Annotated in this window: 18 protein-coding genes and 1 other RNA gene; 14 read left to right on the forward strand and 5 right to left on the reverse strand. The window is 46.3% G+C overall.

Features of this window, described 5'->3' with window-relative positions:
* Positions 1-63: 63 nt before the first annotated feature.
* Positions 64-591, reverse strand: a complete 528-nt coding sequence (locus QUA78_RS21800) for an orange carotenoid protein N-terminal domain-containing protein (protein ID WP_333301671.1) — start codon at positions 589-591, stop codon at positions 64-66.
* A gap of 328 nt (positions 592-919) precedes the next feature.
* On the opposite strand from QUA78_RS21800, the gene QUA78_RS21805 reads away from it, so the two are divergent.
* Entirely contained in the window at positions 920-1,285 is a 366-nt protein-coding gene (locus tag QUA78_RS21805) for a hypothetical protein (protein WP_333301670.1), read from the forward strand.
* Positions 1,286-1,517: 232 nt separating this feature from the next.
* Here the strand turns inward: QUA78_RS21805 and QUA78_RS21810 are convergent, their stop codons facing one another.
* Both QUA78_RS21810 and QUA78_RS21815 read right to left on the reverse strand, forming a co-directional pair.
* Positions 1,518-2,744 carry a glycerate kinase gene (locus QUA78_RS21810; protein WP_333301669.1) on the reverse strand — a complete coding sequence of 409 codons (1,227 nt, stop codon included), beginning with the start codon at positions 2,742-2,744 and terminating at the stop codon, positions 1,518-1,520.
* 96 nt (positions 2,745-2,840) lie between these two features.
* The gene (locus tag QUA78_RS21815) at positions 2,841-3,173 is read right to left on the reverse strand and encodes a DUF565 domain-containing protein (protein WP_333301668.1); all 333 of its coding nucleotides are present in this window, start codon (positions 3,171-3,173) and stop codon (positions 2,841-2,843) included.
* Positions 3,174-3,534: 361 nt separating this feature from the next.
* Between QUA78_RS21815 and QUA78_RS21820 the strand changes: the two genes are divergently transcribed.
* The 13 genes from QUA78_RS21820 to nuoK all read left to right on the forward strand — a co-directional run bounded on the left by QUA78_RS21820 (position 3,535) and on the right by nuoK (position 14,901).
* Entirely contained in the window at positions 3,535-4,113 is a 579-nt protein-coding gene (locus tag QUA78_RS21820; protein WP_333301667.1) for a hypothetical protein, read from the forward strand.
* A gap of 260 nt (positions 4,114-4,373) precedes the next feature.
* A complete protein-coding gene (locus tag QUA78_RS21825) occupies positions 4,374-6,368 on the forward strand; it encodes a glycosyltransferase family 39 protein (RefSeq protein ID WP_333301666.1) in 1,995 nt (664 codons plus the stop codon).
* A 42-nt stretch (positions 6,369-6,410) separates the two neighbouring features.
* Positions 6,411-6,938, forward strand: coding sequence for a GNAT family N-acetyltransferase (locus QUA78_RS21830; protein WP_333301665.1), 528 nt, complete (start codon positions 6,411-6,413; stop codon positions 6,936-6,938).
* A gap of 137 nt (positions 6,939-7,075) precedes the next feature.
* The gene (locus QUA78_RS21835; RefSeq protein ID WP_333301664.1) at positions 7,076-7,378 is read left to right on the forward strand and encodes a hypothetical protein; all 303 of its coding nucleotides are present in this window, start codon (positions 7,076-7,078) and stop codon (positions 7,376-7,378) included.
* Positions 7,379-7,537: 159 nt separating this feature from the next.
* Complete coding sequence (locus QUA78_RS21840; protein WP_333301663.1) at positions 7,538-8,197, forward strand: serine protease; 660 nt, start codon at positions 7,538-7,540, stop codon at positions 8,195-8,197.
* Positions 8,198-8,199: 2 nt separating this feature from the next.
* The gene (locus tag QUA78_RS21845) at positions 8,200-8,781 is read left to right on the forward strand and encodes a hypothetical protein (protein WP_333301662.1); all 582 of its coding nucleotides are present in this window, start codon (positions 8,200-8,202) and stop codon (positions 8,779-8,781) included.
* Complete coding sequence (locus QUA78_RS21850) at positions 8,778-9,041, forward strand: Txe/YoeB family addiction module toxin (RefSeq protein ID WP_006632711.1); 264 nt, start codon at positions 8,778-8,780, stop codon at positions 9,039-9,041. Before QUA78_RS21845 ends, QUA78_RS21850 begins: the two co-directional genes overlap by 4 nt.
* Positions 9,042-9,158: 117 nt before the next feature.
* Positions 9,159-10,949: a serine/threonine-protein kinase gene (locus tag QUA78_RS21855; RefSeq protein WP_333301661.1), complete on the forward strand. Its 1,791-nt coding sequence runs from the start codon at positions 9,159-9,161 to the stop codon at positions 10,947-10,949.
* Between the two features lie 175 nt (positions 10,950-11,124).
* Positions 11,125-11,516, forward strand: a transfer-messenger RNA (tmRNA) gene (ssrA, locus tag QUA78_RS21860).
* Between the two features lie 381 nt (positions 11,517-11,897).
* A complete protein-coding gene (gene nuoH / locus QUA78_RS21865) occupies positions 11,898-13,016 on the forward strand; it encodes an NADH-quinone oxidoreductase subunit NuoH (protein WP_333301660.1) in 1,119 nt (372 codons plus the stop codon).
* Positions 13,017-13,117: 101 nt separating this feature from the next.
* Complete coding sequence (gene ndhI / locus QUA78_RS21870; protein ID WP_333192843.1) at positions 13,118-13,693, forward strand: NAD(P)H-quinone oxidoreductase subunit I; 576 nt, start codon at positions 13,118-13,120, stop codon at positions 13,691-13,693.
* Positions 13,694-13,890: 197 nt separating this feature from the next.
* Positions 13,891-14,517, forward strand: a complete 627-nt coding sequence (locus tag QUA78_RS21875) for an NADH-quinone oxidoreductase subunit J (protein WP_333301659.1) — start codon at positions 13,891-13,893, stop codon at positions 14,515-14,517.
* Positions 14,518-14,595: 78 nt separating this feature from the next.
* The gene (nuoK, locus tag QUA78_RS21880; RefSeq protein ID WP_333130637.1) at positions 14,596-14,901 is read left to right on the forward strand and encodes an NADH-quinone oxidoreductase subunit NuoK; all 306 of its coding nucleotides are present in this window, start codon (positions 14,596-14,598) and stop codon (positions 14,899-14,901) included.
* Positions 14,902-15,020: 119 nt separating this feature from the next.
* Here the strand turns inward: nuoK and folB are convergent, their stop codons facing one another.
* Both folB and QUA78_RS21890 read right to left on the reverse strand, forming a co-directional pair.
* Positions 15,021-15,377 carry a dihydroneopterin aldolase gene (gene folB, locus QUA78_RS21885; RefSeq protein WP_172190257.1) on the reverse strand — a complete coding sequence of 119 codons (357 nt, stop codon included), beginning with the start codon at positions 15,375-15,377 and terminating at the stop codon, positions 15,021-15,023.
* A gap of 152 nt (positions 15,378-15,529) precedes the next feature.
* Positions 15,530-16,894 carry a serine/threonine-protein kinase gene (locus QUA78_RS21890; RefSeq protein WP_333301658.1) on the reverse strand — a complete coding sequence of 455 codons (1,365 nt, stop codon included), beginning with the start codon at positions 16,892-16,894 and terminating at the stop codon, positions 15,530-15,532.
* Between the last annotated feature and the right edge of the window lie 274 nt (positions 16,895-17,168).

A 17,168-nucleotide genomic window follows, 5' to 3' on the forward strand; every position in this document is an offset into this window, starting at 1 on the left:
AAGCTCAGTCGAGCCGCAGGCTGCGTTTGACTCTATGCAGCGGTTTGAACCGCCAAGTCCGATCTAAAGACTAGAAGTTTTCCCTACTTCTGCCTGAGTATCAATTGGTTTAACATCGGTGTAGCCCATATTATTAGCTACGTCGCGCAGCACCGAAATTTGCTGTTCAAACTCAAGACCTTCAATTTGACCCAACACGCCATTGACAGCCTCAGTTGCCTCATATCCTTCGGGGATATCGACAATTTTTTCCCCCATACCAATAGCCCAAGCATACCAAACAAGCAACTGATTGTTAGCAGTTAAAGCTCCGTAAGCGTGAGAATACGGCGTGTCGTCGCGGTTGACAATACCTCTCATTATATTCAGTTGTTGGTCGTGGGAAAGCTTGTAAAAATCATCGAGCAGCACGGGAGCTAATTCTGGTTCAGCGGCGGCGGGAGCGGCTGGTGTAATTGAATCTCCCATTTTTTCATAAACAAAGTAGAGCAGCGCCAGTTTTTCATCTGTACCCAACCCGTTGATTGTCTGAACGATGTTTTGAGTGTCGTTGGAAAGAGAGTGAGGATTGGTCGCGGCTGGTGAGTTCATAAATCAAATTCCTTAAAAGTGCTTCCAGAATATATGAATATCAATATTTGTAAGTGCAAGTCACCATCCCCGAGAGGTAATACGATTTGAGATTTGAGATTTGAGATTTGAGATTAAACAATGGAAAATAGCTGATTATGTATGGGTTTGGAGCTTGCCTAAAGTTGCATTTTTTTTCGGAAACTGATGTAATGTTGAGCCGCTACCCTAGAATAAATCATCCTTAAGATACAAGCCAGCGATACATCTGCGGGTAGATGAAAAAGCCTGGGATTTAAGTAAAGATAAATAAAGTAAATTGTTAAATAAAACTAGCAAGGAGTCGGCTATGTCTGAAATCAATACAGAACCAAATAACACTGAAAGCTTTGACGCTGCTCAGATCGCTGAAAGCGCGGAAGCTGGAGAACAAAAGTTGCCAACTGTTGATGTATCAGCAGACTACGAAGCTTCAAAAGAATTTACCGTTAGTGAAATAGATCGCACGGGTGCCGGCGCTGAAGCTGCCGCCGCTGCAACAGCACCTAAATTTGCTATTCCCGCTCCTAAAGAGATCGCAAAGCCGGCTGATTCCAGCAGCAATCCCGCTGATTTTCGTTCGATGGCTCAGGAAGTTAATCCCGCAGGTGTACCGGGCGAGGTAACCGACGATTTGATCCAGAAAGCGATCGATCTTGGTACTCCCGGCAGTTAATTTAGAAATTCTCCATCCTCGATGCAAAACCTCTGTATTGTAGAGTGCTTATGGCGCGCCTTACCCATATAATTCGCGCGTCAAACCACTTTTTTCATAAGTCCTGAATTCTCAATTGAATGCACGATAAGCTGCAATACAGTAGGGAGAGAACATTGCTGTGTCCTTAAAGGCTGCAATAAGGTAGGGACACAACAATGTTGTGTCCTTAAAGCGTTAATTTTAAGTCTTTCTAATCGCTTAATTTTAAGTCGATCGCCCGACTAATTTTGCCGACAGTGCGATCGCTCAAAACTTCAATTACTAAATCCACCCGATCGCTCTCCTCAACCATCGACTTAATAAATAACTCGGGATGCAGCGCTTTCCAGAAATATTCGACAAACCGATGAATTTCGGCCTCTGACATTCCCGACTTCCCCGCAGCCATCATTTCCTGTTCCGCCTGATTGCGCCACACTTGAGAAATGCGATAATCTTGGGGATACAAAACCATCAACCGATCTAATCGGTTCCACAGCGGCATATAGTCGTGCAGTTTCGCATTCATATCGCGCGCCAACTGACAGTCGCCCTCTGTGGAAATCGGAAACGGTGCACCCGCCAAAAACTCGTTCAATTTGGCATCAACCACCGGATTCACGCCGACAAACCAACCTTCAAAAAGTACAATATCCGCACCGGAAATTATTTCGGGTTGACTTCTATCTCCTGCACCTCCGCAGGCAGATTTGTCAAACCTGGGAATTTCTATTATATTTTTAATTAGATCCGGTTTTAGGAAATCAGATTTTGGATTGTCAACTGCTGCTAAATCGGGAGTTTGAGAACGGCGCAACTTGTCTAAAACTGCGATGCCCAAATCAATATCGTGAGTGCCGGGGGGGCCGCGCCAAATTAAACGCGGGTCGGCTTTTTGGAGTTTTTGGCGATCGGCATAAGTCTTGTAAAGATCGTCTAAAGAAAGGCTGACAGTAGAATATCCCAATTTTCCTAGAATCAGCCTCAAAACTTGGCATAAAGTAGTTTTTCCCGTTCCTTGCCCTCCTAAAATTCCTTGAATTAAAGGACGGTTTAAACTTTGTTTTTCAGTCGATAATTGCATTGCCAGCGGCAGCCAAAGATTCCACAAAGTTTCGAGAAAAACAGTTGATTTTAGCGACAAAGTATGCAGTTCATCAAGAAGAGAAAAGAATAAATCGGTTTTGCAGCGGACAACATCGGCTGCATTGTCGGAAGTAATGCCAAAAGCGCGCGATCGCACATCATCCGCAAGTTCCCAACTTGCCAGGATCTCGAAGTCGCGAGCAATCCTCTTCGAGGGCTTTCCTTCGGATCGCAACGCTTTCGCTAACGGGCGATCCTCTTCGTTGGCGTAGCCCCCGTAGGGGCGGGCTTCGCTAACGCCCGCTTGCCACCGGTGTAAAATGTCAACAGGGGTTACAGTCGATCGATTCATCAGCTCAAAACTCTCTAGGCGGGGGCTGGTTTTGTACAAATACTATCCGCAACTGACAAATATTTCATCCTAAACCCGCGCCGATTCAAAAAGTTTTTAAGATCCTAGTTTGAAAGCCTCCACAAATAAATTGTAAGTCAGGCCAATTTTCAGAGCATGGAGCATCTCCACCCAAAAAGAACGGGCTACAGGCCGCGGGCCGCCGTAAACCAGCCAGTTCGCCAACTCCGTCAACAACACCAACAGCCCGGCCGCGATAATATCCCAATCAGCAGCTTGTCCGGCGATCGTCGAAATAGCTGTTCCCAAAAAAGTGCCGAACAGCAGACTGATTAGCAGGAGGGAAATCCGCCGCCAAGGATTGCTCAGCCAGCCTCGGAATCGCTCGCCCAGAACATCAATCAATCTGTTAATTCGGGTATTCTGCATAAAAGTTATACAATTTGAGATTCGAGATTCGAGATTTTCGATTGGGAATGACTAATGACTATTGAGGTTTGGATCGCGGGTCTATAGTTGTATTTTGTTTTAAAACTGGTATTAAAAGTTATACCGATGAGTCAAAAAATGCCGTTCCCGACAAAATCCAAATCGTTACCGGGGTCAGTATGTCCCAATCTAAAATCTAAAATTTAACATCTAAAATGGTATTGAGCGATCGCCGAATTATAGCCGAGAACGGTCAATTACTTAAGTGTAACTGTATCTTGTTGTACAGCAGCCCCTGGTTCTACATTAAAAATAGTTATGACTAATTGGGCGTGCAGTCTATCCTTTAAGCCTAAAATTTATGAAACTTAAAATTTACCAGATCGTAATTGCAGTGTCGATCGTCCTATTTACAGGAATGTTTCTAGGACGTTTTGAAATCACGATCTCCAACGGTTCAAATCGGCCGAGCGATTTGCCCTCCCCAGCCACCGCACTCCCCCCAACACCCCCCGTTTCCCGAGTCGCGACAGCTTCGACAGACACAGCCAAAAAGCCCAAACCCGACTCAATACCAACCCCCCCAGAGTCAGAGGAGGAATTGCTGTCTTCAATCCCTGCAAATATTAATGCCACCGGCAGTCTGCGTGTCAGCAACCGCAGCGAACACCCAGTGCGAGTGGCGCTGCTGTCGAAACGGCAAGCCGAGAAATCCTACGGCAAACCGGCGCACTGGGATTTTGCGCCCGGGGAAGGCGGGGGCAAGGGACTGATGCTATCGCTGCCGGAGGGCAAGCTACAAATCAAACAGGGAGACATTTTGGTTGTTTTTGCTCAGGATGGTTCTCGCCGCTACTGGGGGCCTTACGTCGCCGGGGAGACAGCCTCGCCCGCTTGGAACAGCACAGCCGGAGAATGGCAATTAATTTTGCAGCCTTGAATCCTTAGCTGCAGGTGCGGAGATTTTGGTCGAGAAAGCCGATTGAGTCGGTCTTGTTGAGAATAGTGGCAGATTTGAGTTTAACCTGACATCTTGAACCGTTCTCGCTTAACGGGCTCTTCGGCCCGTTCCACAAAGAGTGAATTTTCTTGTGGGGTGGGCCCGAAAGCCTATTAAGGGAGAATGGTGCAAGATGTGAGTTGAACCCGATTCGATCGAATTGGGAGTTTCGAGAATGCGAATCTTTCGGTAGACTCTCTATGCGAGCTACAATTTTAAATCTAAAATCGCAGGAAGTTTGGGTGAAGGAAGTTATTAAAAATTTGTCAGAGTTTAGGAATCGCCCGTTAGCGAAGCCCTCGAAGAGGATCGCACCAAAGTTGCTGTCGCTGTTGTGGCTGTGCGCGATCGCCTCGGTGGCTTTTTTGTGGAATCTCGGCAACATCGGCTTAGTTGACGAAACCGAACCGTTGTTTGCCGAAGCCGCCCGTCAAATGACGGTGACAGGGGATTTCATCACTCCTTATTTCAACGGCGAAACCAGGTTTGACAAGCCGCCGTTGATTTACTGGCTGATGGCGGTGGCTTACCGCACTCTGGGCGTTAACGAATGGGCCGTGCGTCTTCCGTCGGCTTTGTGCGCGATCGGTCTGACTTGCCTCGGATTCTATACCCTACAACAGTTCACTCACTCGCAGGAAGAAAGAAGTTCGGCAACGGATTCTGCAACGGATTTAACGGATGTCAGTAAGAAGGAAGAAGTCCGATGGAAGCTGGAAGAAGAAACAGAGAATAACAACTCAAAACTCAAAACTCCCCGTCTCCCACTCTTTCTTTCTACTCCTTGGATTGGTGCGGCCGTAATAGCTTTAAATCCCCAAACTATTGCCTGGGGAAGGACTGGCGTTTCAGATATGCTTTTGAGCGGCTGTATGTGTTCGGCACTGCTCGCATTTTTCCTCGGTTACACCCTCGAAGAACAGAGAGAAAAAACAGAATTTTATACCGTTTCCGCTTCCCGATTTCCCAATAAGTGGTATCTGACTTTTTACGTACTAATTGCCTTAGCAATTCTGGCTAAGGGGCCTGTGGGAATTGTCGTGCCAGCGCTGATTGTTGGCTGCTTCGGGCTTTATTTGGGAAATTTTCGGCAACTTTGGCGCGAAATGCGTCCGGTGTCGGGAATCTTAATTATTCTGGCGATCGCCCTGCCCTGGTACATTTTGGTTATTTTAGCCAACGGTCAAACTTATATTGACAGCTTTTTTGGCTATCACAATTTCCAGCGTTTTACTGGGGTAGTCAACAAGCACTCGGCGCCTTGGTATTTTTACTTTTTTGTAGTGCTAGTTGGTTTTGCACCTTGGTCGATTTATTTGCCCGTGGCGATCGCCCGCACCCGTTTTTGGCAGCGCAGTTACTGGCGTCGTCAACCGCGATCGGCTCAGTTGAGTTTATTTGCCCTATTTTGGTTCGGCTGCATCTTTGGCTTTTTTACGATCGCCGTGACCAAATTGCCCAGTTATGTATTGCCTTTAATCCCCGCCGCTGCGATTTTGGTAACGCTGCTGTGGAGCGATATTATTGCAGGCAATGAACCCCAAAACAAGCGGATAAAGTTAGAAAAAAAACCTAATTATTTACCGCGAGGGCTGTTAGTTACATACATTGTCAATGTCGTATTTTTATTAATTGTAGCCGGAGCAACTTTCTACTGCTACAACTGGCTCGGAGACGACCCGGCAATGCCGAATTTTCCCCAAGCAATTCAGCAGTCGGGATTGCTGATAGTCGGCGGTGCAATTTGGATAACTACAGCGGTGGCGATCGCTATTTTACTCTGGCAACGGCAACAACGCTGGATTTTGGTTGCTAACCTCATCGGGTTAGTAGCATTTATCATCTTTGGTCTGACTCCCGCCTACAAAGTGGTTGATATCAACCGCCAGTTACCTCTGAGACAGTTAGCGCAGGTTGCGGTTCAACAAAAACTACCGGGGGAAGAGTTTATTATGGTTGGTTTCTGGAAACCAAGTCTGGTTTTTTATACCCAAGGGCCGGTGACTTACTACCGAGCTGTCACAAAGGCGATCGACTACATTAAGGAATCTAAAAACCCAACTTCTCCCTCTATTTTGTTGCTGGGATATCCAGAGAAATTTGTGCAATTAGGATTGCAGCCAAATCAATATCAATTGTTGGACAGTCGGGGCGCTTACCAACTCGCCAGGGTTCCGAGACAAGCGTTTCGATAGTGCCTATATTGCGATCTCATACTTGTTAAACAAGGTAGAAAAATGATTAAAACTAAGAATTTTCAACTACTTGCCGTCGAAAGGATTCACATAGAAGCTTTCTTGCGCAATAAAAGCGAGCTTGCAGCAATTTTAAATGTCGTAGTGCCTAATAGCTGGCCTCATTTCCCGGAAGCATTTTCCCTCCCTGCTGACGAATCTTGCGAATCCAATCCGCCTCCAACTGACTGGCGCAACTACTTCTTTATTCATCCAAAAAATGAAGTGCTTGTCGGCAATGGAGGTTTCAAAGGCTCACCTGATGAGTCGGGGACTATAGAGATAGGTTATGAAATTGCTTCCGAATATTGGAATCGCGGATTTGCAACTGAGGTGGCACAGGGAATGATCGATTATGCTTTCGCTCACGAGGAGGTGAAAGCAGTCATCGCTCACACTTTAGCTGAAAAAAATGCCTCGAATAGCGTCTTGCAAAAAGTGGGAATGAAGTTCATTGCAGAGGTGGACGATCCTGAAGAAGGCAAGATATGGCGATGGCAAATCAGCAGGGATGAATATCATCCGACTTGAACCGTAAGGCCGTTTGGCTGTTTAAGTCACTGGTTTTGGCGGTAATTTGAAGGTTCTCGGTTGGAGCATTAAATCTGCCAGATTGAATAAAAGCTATAATCTAGTCACTACCTAAAACCCGAAGATCGGAGCATACAATGGTTTCAAGTCTCAACAAACCCTCCTCGTTAATCCATGAGATTTGCATTGAAAAAGTCGATCGGTGGAAGTTGTTCAAATTTAGTGAATCGCTCCAACAGCGCATGGAACAATTGTTAGAGAAGAAAAAGGCAGATCAACTAATAGCAGAAGAGGCAGCGGAACTCGACGCCATTGGGGAATTAGATCGTATCTTTACCCACATCAATGCAATGATGGCGGCTCAAGATGTCAATCAGCGATCCCACGAGATAGAGGGTTCGAGAAAGAGCGAGCTATTGCTGCAGCAATTGATACTCTGATGAGGTATGATGTTGAAGTTGCGGTACGATTTACTCAACTTAGAAACATAACTTTGGCGAAAGTGCGGTATGATCTATCAATGAGAGTTTTATTATACTGCTCTTCTGGTATAATTAATAGTTATATGGCAAGTTCATACTTTAATCGTAAGAAGTCAAATGTCATACTCATCTTTCGGAAACATAGTATTTGCGGTCGGACGAACAGGAGCAAATGGTGTATCGCTGCTTGGTACAGCAACTCTACTAAATAGTCCTGGAAAGTTTGTGACGGCTGCCCATGTTACTCAAAAAGATGATCAGAATTTAGTCGTGGTTGTAAAACCTGATAATTCGAGCATCAATGACTATCAAGATACTTCTGATGATCGAGTTCTGGTATTTTCGGTTCGCATTACAGCTATTGATCCTTTCACAGATTTGTGTATTTTGTCGGCTGATATTGATGCGTTCTCTAATATATCGATGGGTAGCACAGATCTTCTAAATGTTGGTAGTGTTGTTGATATTTTTGGTTATCCTCATGCAGTTCATGGAAGATTGGTACTCACTCATCAACGAACTGAGATCGGTGCAAGAATCTTAATTAATAAAAATGGAATAGGCAAAACCAAGCTAGTCGTAGTGAACACTCTGGCTCGCCCAGGTCAATCTGGAAGCCCTATATTCTGTGCATACACTACATTCATGGTCGCTATCCTCATTGGGTCATATGCTCCAGGTGGTGGAGGTGGTCTGTTAGTGGCTGGAGTAGATCCGCATACCCTCCATCAGACTACTCATGCGGTCTCTGTTGAGTACGTTAGGGAAATGTTGTAGATATGGAAAATAAATTAGAACATTTATTTCAGGTTGATAATGAAGAGTGGCTCACAACGCTGCCTAGATACCAACAAAAAAGGATCAAGGAGCTAGTGGATTCCACTAACTCTTACGAAGAGGCAGCAAAACAGTGGCTGAATGCAATGCCAGAGAACACATTCCCATTTGGAGGCGCCGAACAAGCGAAAAATATATTTATTGAAAAAGTACGGGATGAAATTGAAAAATTCTTAAGTGGCGATGAAAAATACGCTGATGAACACAAACAGCTACTTTCTTCGTCAGAGGTACTACAAAAAACTCTTGTGAGTTCTGTTTCAGCCGCAATCGCCCCAGTAATAGGTACAGCAGGAGCCTACATCATGCCTGTTGTTGTTCTTGTATTCATGACAATGACTAAGATTGCGGATCAACCCATTGTTATTGCAGGACAGAGTAGCAATGCAGTGTTATTGTCTGAAGCTGACTCGGCATCGGTACAAGAGACACTGTATCTTCTCTCAGTGCCGGGAATGCGGGAATCAATTCGGGAAGGAATGGCAACGCCGATCGAGGATTGCGCTAGGGAGTTGGAGTGGTGAATTGGAATCTGGTATACACGAAACAGGCACAGAAAGATGCCAAAAAGCTGGCTTCTAGCAATTTACGAGACAAAGCGCAAGAGTTACTCGATATTATTCAAACCAATCCGTTTCAGAATCCGCCACCCTACGAGAAATTGGTGGGAGATTTGGAAGGTGCATATTCACGGCGAATCAACATTCAGCATCGTCTGGTGTACGAGGTGATTGAGTCCGAGAACACGGTAAAAATTTTGCGGATGTGGACGCATTATGAGTAGTGTTTCTAACAGGTTAACTAATACAGGGGTAAATCGATCGCTCTTTGGAGTGGTGAGGAGAACCCACTAGACGTGCCATAATCAGCGATATTATCTGGTACGCGATCGCCTGGACATATGGATGCGCTAATCGGCAAAACTTTACAGGGTGGAAAGTACACCCTCGAACAAGAACTGGGACGCGGCGGCTTTGGGATTACCTTCAGGGCAAATCACCGCTATTTAGGACAGCCTGTAGTCATTAAAACTCTCAACGAATCTCTGCGGCAGCAACCCAATTTTGCTGAGTTCGATCGCAAGTTTCAAGACGAAGCGAGGCGGTTGGCTTCCTGCGTCCATCCCAATATTGTCCGCGTCAGCGATTTCTTTGTGGAAGACGGGCAGCCTTACATGGTGATGGACTACATAGCCGGTCAGAATTTGGGCGATGTCGTACTCCCAAATCGGCCGCTGCCAGAAGAACTCGCTATTCTCTACATAACTCAAATTGGCGCTGCTTTAAAAGTTGTTCATCAAAAGGGTTTGCTGCACCGAGATATCAAGCCGCAAAACATTCTGCTGCGCCAAAACACCCAAGAAGTTGTGCTGATCGATTTTGGCATTGCCCGCGAGTTTACTCTGGGTGCAACTCAATCTCACACTAATATGGTGTCCGACGGCTATGCACCGCCAGAACAGTATTTTGCCCAAGGAAAATATACGCCCGCAACAGATGTTTACGGTCTGGCGGCGACGCTTTATACTTTGCTCACAGGACAAGTGCCGGTGGCTGCAATTTTGCGTACCAGCCAACCGATGCCTTCACCCCGCGACTTGCAGCCTCAGCTAAGTGCGGCTGTCAGCCAAGCGGTGATGCGGGGGATGACGGTAGAAGCTCAAAATCGCCCTGCTAGCGTGGATGAGTGGCTGTCGCTGCTGCACGGGCAGCCTCATGGTGCAGCGTCGCCGAGCACCGGGCCTACGGTGGCGGTGATTCCGGGACACGGGCCTCAGTCGCCTGCGGCTTCGAGAACTGCCCCTGCTGTGGTGTCTCCTGGGGAAGGCAACCGCAAGGTTTGGTGGATTTTGGGGTTGGTGGCGATCGCACTTATTGTTGCAGGTTTTATCGGTATTGCTAGGGTTTTCCTCAACCGGCCGTCTTCAGAACCCGCACCCGTGGCCCAGGACGATCGCACTTCGACCCCCGCAGATCCAGACGCGCGCTCAAACCCCACACCAATTCCCGCGCCGACACCAACGCCAGCCCCGACTCCCAGAGAAACTCCGCCGCCTGCTGCTGAAACTCCAGCGCCCGCTGCTGAAACTCCAGCGCCTGCTGCTGAAACTCCAGCGCCCGCGCCAACTCCAGCGCCCGCGCCAACTCCAGCGCCCGCGCCAACTCCAGCGCCAACTCCCGAGGCTGCCGAACCCACACCAACAGAAAAACTTGTTGACAAAGAGTTGCCGCCAGATCGATCGCCCGCACCCAGCCCCGAACAACAGGGAACCAGTTATCAGAAGACTCCCACAATCCCTGGGTTTGCCGTTGGTACCCCGGAAAGTCAGATTTTATCCCAATTGGGAGAACCGACTGACTCTCAAGCGCGGGGTTATTGGCCGAATACTCGCACCGCACTTTACGAAGTGCTGCCGAACCGGATTACTCTCGGCTACATTTACGATCGGGATTCAGGCCAGCTTGTGCAAACAGAGGGTTCTTTTGCCCCGTCGGTGGACGATTTGGTAGTGCGAACCGCGTTAAACGGCATGGTGGGCGGCGCCAACCGAGAGATTTGGCAGGGCTTGCGCGACGTGCAGCAGCGCCGGAGTAATCGGTTTACGTTTAGGAAGGGTTCCCTCGAAGGGACGATCGAACGCAACGAGCGCGATCGGATTTACATCGGCGTCTGGGACGACAATTTGCATTAATTAGCAATTACGCACGGGTGGTCAGAAACCGGGTTTTTGCTCCAAGACTTCGTTAAAGCAGACAAAAACCGCAAAAAACCCGGTTTCTTTAATCCCCAATCTAAAATCCAAAATCTAAAATCTAAAATCTAGTTGACGCAACACGAAATATTGTCTATGATTAAAGAACACACGAGGGGCTGTAATGGTTTCGACAGGGTGGCGAAAGCTGCTCCGTGATGCAGGTCGAGAGTGAGTCTCCTCTCGCAAATACCGGCTCAAACAAAAAAGTAAATGCGAACAACATCGTTCCTTTCGCTCGCAAAGCCGTCGCTGTAGCCTAAAAAACTTCTTGAGCACGGTTTAGAGTGTATGCAACCTAACTCCGTTAACGGTAGCATAACAACCCCCAACGGATGCCCTAGCTAAACGTTTCTAGTCGGCTAGCTAGGAAAGCAATCACTAGAAAATCCCCCCATTTGGGATAAAGATGGTTCCCGCCCTGAGGATTAGAAGGGATAAACCTGTGAACGATCGGAAGGTAAATACCCGCTTTGGACGGCAGTTCGATTCTGCCCAGTTCCATACAAGAAGTGACGTAAAATCAATGGTTTAAGCTAAGCCATTTGAAAGTTACTTTAAAGCATTAAAAGGGCAGAGAGTTAACTCTCTGCCCTTTTGTTTGGCGTTCCATGTTCATTAAATCTAAAATCTAAAATCTAAAATCTAAAATCTAAAATCGACTAAGCTTGTTGCCAGACTGAACATACATAAATTGCAAACCCATTAGCTAACCTGGACTCTGACATAAAAATAATTTCACCCTGCCTGTGCGTTCTTAGAGCCAGTCGGGCGATATACTATTAGGCGGTAAAGCATTAAAAATCTTTACAAAGACCCCGATTTCTAAGCCTACTCCTACGAAGGACGGGTGAAAAATTATATGCTGAGCGCTCAAAAGCTGGAAACATGAACCCAGGAATTGACTTACAAGGAAGTTTTGTAGATGCCCTGATCAATTTGGGCTTACCGGCGGACATCGCCCATCTGCTTTGGCTACCGCTGCCAATGGTGCTGATGATTGTCGGTGCTGTATTCGGGGTACTGACTAGCGTCTGGCTGGAACGGAAAATTTCTGCGGCGGCTCAACAGCGGATCGGCCCGGAATTTATCGGCCCTCTGGGAGTCCTAGCACCCGTTGCTGACGGGCTGAAGTTGGTATTCAAAGAAGACATTGTACCGGCAAAAGCTGACGCGCTGCTGTTTACGCTAGGGCCGGTCATTGTAGTGATTCCAGTTTTTCTGTCCTACTTAATCGTGCCCTTCGGAGAGCATATGCTGATCGCCGATATGGGGACAGCAATATTTCTGTGGATTGCTCTTTCTAGCATTCAGCCGATCGGCTTGCTGATGTCAGGCTATGCTTCAAACAACAAATACGCCCTCCTCGGCGGACTCAGAGCAGCCGCTCAATCCCTCAGCTACGAAATTCCCCTAGCTTTGGCAGTATTGGCAGTTGTGATGATGTCCAACAGCCTCAGTACGATCGACATCGTACACCAGCAAGCCGGCTACGGCATTGTCGGCTGGAATATCTGGCGGCAACCAGCAGGTTTCCTGATTTTCTGGATAGCAGCACTAGCAGAATGCGAACGGTTGCCCTTTGACCTCCCGGAAGCAGAAGAAGAATTGGTAGCAGGATATCAGACTGAGTACACGGGCATGAAATTTGCTTTGTACTACATCGCTTCCTACGTTAACCTCGTCCTTTCTTGCCTGCTAGTAGCCGTTCTGTACCTTGGCGGCTGGGAGTGCCCGATTCCTGTCGGAGTCATCACTAATGCCTTGGGATTGAGCGAGACGACTCCTTGGTTGCAGGTAATTACCGGCATGCTGGGCATTACGATGACCATGCTGAAAGCCTACTTTTTCCTGTTTCTGGCAGTTCTGCTCCGCTGGACTCTACCGCGAGTTCGGATCGACCAATTGCTAGATTTGGGATGGAAGTTTTTGCTGCCGGTTGCTTTAGTTAATTTGCTATTGACCGCAGCTTTGAAGCTTGCCTTTCCCTTTGCTTTTGGCGGTTAATTCATAATAGGTAAATGGCAACAGGGAAAAAAATAGCTGTTAACCAATTACCTATTATAAATTAGCAATTACCAAAAGCTCAAGTACAGAGAGAGAACACCATGCTAAAATTCCTCAATCAAGTAGGCGAATACGCCAAAGAAACTTTTCAAGCTGCTAAGTATATCGGTCAAGGGCTATCTGTAACTTTTGACCACATGAGACGCCGACCGATTACGGTTCAGTATCCTTACGAAAAATTAATTCCTTCCGAACGTTTTCGGGGCAGAATTCACTTTGAATTTGACAAGTGCATCTCGTGCGAAGTCTGCGTTCGGGTGTGTCCGATCAATTTGCCTGTGGTGGATTGGGAATTTAACAAAGAAACTAAGAAGAAACAACTCAAGCACTACAGTATCGATTTCGGAGTGTGTATCTTCTGTGGCAACTGCGTAGAATATTGTCCGACTAATTGTTTGTCGATGACAGAAGAGTACGAGTTAGCCACCTACGAACGTCATGAATTGAATTTTGACAACGTGGCCCTCGGACGTTTGCCCTACAAGGTTACAGATGACCCGATGGTGACACCGCTGCGGGAATTCGCTTATTTGCCGAAAGGTGCGATCGACCCTCATGGAGTTTCCAGCAGCGATCGGCGCGCAGGTCTCCCTCCAGAGGAAATTAGCGAAAAATAGGTAATGGGACATGGGGCATGGGGCATGGGGCATGGGGCATAGTTAGTAGTTAGTGGTTAATGGTTAATGATTACTTGTTAGTAGTTTTTCTAATAACAAATAACAAATTTCCAATGCCCAATCCCCAATGCCCAATCCCCAATGCCCAATCCCCAATGCCTAATCCCCAATGCCCAATTAACAGAGGATTAAAAATTGTGAATCTAGCCGAAGGGGTTCAAATTGTTTCGTTTGGCATACTGTCCGTAATGATGATTGCAGGAGCACTAGGAGTAGTGCTGTTCTCCAACATCGTTTACTCAGCTTTTTTGCTGTGCGGCGTATTTACCAGCATTGCGGGCTTGTACCTGTTGCTGAATGCCGACTTTGTAGCAGCAGCGCAGGTATTGATTTATGTTGGCGCTGTTAACGTCTTGATTTTGTTTGCGATTATGTTGGTGAACAAGCGCGAAGATTTCCGCACAATTCCCAACGCTTGGGTGCGTCAAGTAGCAACAGCAGTAGTTTGCGTAGGCTTGTTTGCGCTTTTGGGTACGATGGTGGTGTCTACTCCTTGGGCTATTGTGGCGACGACAGGAGCACCTGCAGAAAGTTCGATCGTGACGATCGCCAAACATTTCTTCACCGACTTTTTGCTGCCTTTCGAGTTAGCATCAGTGTTTTTGTTAATGGCAATGGTAGGAGCAATTGTGCTAGCACGTCGCGATTTCTTCCCCGATGAATTGTCGTCGAACAAGCTATCTGAAACACCCGCTTTTAGTTTGCAAGAAAGACCTCGCGAATTAGTTTCTGCCGGAGATGTTTCTTCGCCCGAATCTAAGTAACATTAGGGTGCGCAGTGCGCACCTATCTGTCTGTTTGGTAGTAATATTGATTGAGAGAAAATCGCAAAATTTATGCAACTGCAACTCCAGTATTTTCTGTTATTAGCCGCCGCACTTTTCTGCATTGGTGTTTATGGTTTGATTACTAGCCGCAATGCAGTGCGCGTGTTGATGTCGATCGAGTTGATGCTGAATGCTGTCAATCTCAATTTGATGGGTTTCTCCAATTATCTTGACCCCGTACAGATTAAAGGTCAAGTATTTACGGTGTTTGTAGTTACCGTAGCTGCTGCTGAGGCTGCCGTAGGTTTGGCAATTGTTTTGGCGATTTATCGCAACCGCAATACAGTAGACATGGAAGAATTTAATTTGCTGAAGTGGTAATTAGTCAATAGTCATCGGTCATCAGTCATCAGTCATTAGTGACAAACTAATGCAGATTAAAGACTGATGACTAAGGACTAAGGACTAAGGACTAAGAACTAAGAACTAATGACTAATTACTAATGACTTCTAGTAATTTCTAGAGTAATTCTGCCACCGAAATCAGGGATGGGGGCAGCAGGTTTCGAGAGTTGTAGTTTAACTTTCTCGACTAACGGTAGTTGTAAAAGCGCTTGAGCAATAGTATCTGCTAGGCGTTCGATTAATAAAAACTTCGAGTCTTTGACTAGCTTTTGAATCAGAGTAATTGCGCTGCGGTAATCAAGAGTATGTTGAATATCATCACTTTTTCCAGCTTGCGATAAATCCAGCCAGAGAGTAACATCCACTTCAAACCACTGCCCCAAAACTTGCTCTTCCGGCAGATAGCCTGTATATCCGTAGCAGCGAATTCCTGTAAGTTGAATAGAATCCATTTTGTAATAAACTAAAAGTGCGTTGCCTATACCAATTTGTATTAAACCAGATAAAGTTATCTTTCTCTTCCCTCTCTTTCCTTGCCCCCTGTTCCTCTTCCCTCAGCGCCCTCAGCGCCCTCAGCGGTTCAATCACTATGTTATCTTAAATTTCACAACTGTCCTCCTTTCTCCAACTTGTCCAGCAAATCCTCAGCAACTTCATACCATTTCCGCCTAATTTCTGCATCTTCAGGCTTTTCTGTCAAGCTGCGCCCTTGTAATTCAGGATATTTATTGTAATATAATTCATCAACTTTTTGATAGAAAATATCTCTATCAATGTTGAGATTTTTGCGTCGCTTGCCAATTTCTTCTTGCCTAGCTATTTCTGCATTTAATGATGTATCGCGAAGTTGCGGCAGTTCGGGAAACTTGGGAAGTTCAGGGACTTTGGGCAATGTAAAACCTGATTTGACTACACTAAAAGCTAACATTCCCGGCAACAAAACCACGCTTAAACTCGCGACTGCTTTCCAAGGAATTAATTTGAAAATGTTGGTTTTTTTAACAATTTGAGGGTTGTGGTTAACAGGAGTATGATTGCTGGTAGCAGTTTGAGTAATGTTTTTGAAAGGGCGGCCGACAAAGTTCATTGTCGCTATTTGGGAAATTATACTGCTAATTTGAGATAGTTTTGGATCTTTGAGTGCTTCGCGGACTGCTTTTGCAGATTGGTAGCGATCGCCCGGTTGTTCTGCTAGCATCTTATCCAACACAGTACCGAGATTTTGACTGACTGTGACGTGCGATCGCCAATCCCAAGTTTTATTATTGATATCGTACAATTTTTGAGGCTTTTTGCCAGTTAGCAAGACTAAAGCCGTGACGGCTAAAGCGTACAAATCGCTAGCAGCAGAAACTTTACCCAGCCGCATTTGTTCGGCTGGCGAATAACCCTGTTTGCCGATCGCCGTATCCGATTGTCCGTTAACCTGAAGTACGGCATTGGCTGCGATTTGCTTGACGGAACCGAAATCAATTAAAAATGGTAGTTTGTCAGCATCATGCTGAATAATATTATCCGGGGAAATATCGCGGTGAATTAAATTTTTTGAGTGGATGTATTCTAAAACTGGTAAAAGCTGAAATAGCAGTTGAGTAACTTCAGCTTCGGTAAAATTTTTACCTTGCTGCTGGCGCGATATCAATATTTCTTCGTAGGTTTGACCCTTGATATAATCTTGCACTAAAAATAAAGATGGATTTCCGCCCAAATCCGTTCGCAGGAGTTCTCGAAACCTGGGAATTTGCGGGTGTTGGAGGTTGTAAAGCATACTCGATTCGCGATCGAACAATTCGGCCGCTTTGGGGCTGTGAACCACCGGAGAAAACTCTTTGAGCACGCAGTGTTCGCCGTAGCGGTTGATATCTTCGGCGAGATAAGTGCGGCCGAAGCCACCGCGGCCTAATTCGCGGAGGATGCGGTAGCGTTTTTCGAGAGTCGAACCAGGGGTGAGGAGGGAGGAGTTAGACATAAACCACGGCAAATTGTTCGATTTGGGGAGTCGCCGAGCACAGTATAGCTTATTGTAGCTAAGTTTGTTTGAATGCGAGGGAAGGAAGGGCGATCGCCCCAGCAATATCAATCCTCTACTCAATAGCTTTAGCGATCGTTTGATGATGTACACTCTCCCTCATCATTATCAAAAAAACGACTAAACTAAGCCCTATTTCTGGACTAGCTTTTAACTAGAATTGCTTCTCATCCTGATGCTGTCGTCAAATCGAGGTGAAGTCAACTGGCTGTGC

It is taken from the genome of Microcoleus sp. K4-B3, assembly GCF_036704615.1.
Lineage (GTDB): Bacteria > Cyanobacteriota > Cyanobacteriia > Cyanobacteriales > Microcoleaceae > Microcoleus.

Bases quoted from the DNA above. Each gene is read 5' to 3' on its own strand.
- QUA78_RS21840 (WP_333301663.1), top strand. From the start codon at position 7,538: ATGTCATACTCATCTTTCGGAAACATAGTATTTGCGGTCGGACGAACA.
- ndhI (WP_333192843.1), top strand. From the start codon at position 13,118: ATGCTAAAATTCCTCAATCAAGTAGGCGAATACGCCAAAGAAACTTTT.
- QUA78_RS21820 (WP_333301667.1), top strand. From the start codon at position 3,535: ATGAAACTTAAAATTTACCAGATCGTAATTGCAGTGTCGATCGTCCTA.
- folB (WP_172190257.1), bottom strand. From the start codon at position 15,377: ATGGATTCTATTCAACTTACAGGAATTCGCTGCTACGGATATACAGGC.
- QUA78_RS21855 (WP_333301661.1), top strand. From the start codon at position 9,159: ATGGATGCGCTAATCGGCAAAACTTTACAGGGTGGAAAGTACACCCTC.
- QUA78_RS21835 (WP_333301664.1), top strand. From the start codon at position 7,076: ATGGTTTCAAGTCTCAACAAACCCTCCTCGTTAATCCATGAGATTTGC.
- QUA78_RS21810 (WP_333301669.1), bottom strand. From the start codon at position 2,744: ATGAATCGATCGACTGTAACCCCTGTTGACATTTTACACCGGTGGCAA.
- QUA78_RS21845 (WP_333301662.1), top strand. From the start codon at position 8,200: ATGGAAAATAAATTAGAACATTTATTTCAGGTTGATAATGAAGAGTGG.
- nuoH (WP_333301660.1), top strand. From the start codon at position 11,898: ATGAACCCAGGAATTGACTTACAAGGAAGTTTTGTAGATGCCCTGATC.
- QUA78_RS21830 (WP_333301665.1), top strand. From the start codon at position 6,411: ATGATTAAAACTAAGAATTTTCAACTACTTGCCGTCGAAAGGATTCAC.
- QUA78_RS21805 (WP_333301670.1), top strand. From the start codon at position 920: ATGTCTGAAATCAATACAGAACCAAATAACACTGAAAGCTTTGACGCT.
- QUA78_RS21825 (WP_333301666.1), top strand. From the start codon at position 4,374: ATGCGAGCTACAATTTTAAATCTAAAATCGCAGGAAGTTTGGGTGAAG.
- QUA78_RS21800 (WP_333301671.1), bottom strand. From the start codon at position 591: ATGAACTCACCAGCCGCGACCAATCCTCACTCTCTTTCCAACGACACT.
- QUA78_RS21815 (WP_333301668.1), bottom strand. From the start codon at position 3,173: ATGCAGAATACCCGAATTAACAGATTGATTGATGTTCTGGGCGAGCGA.
- QUA78_RS21890 (WP_333301658.1), bottom strand. From the start codon at position 16,894: ATGTCTAACTCCTCCCTCCTCACCCCTGGTTCGACTCTCGAAAAACGC.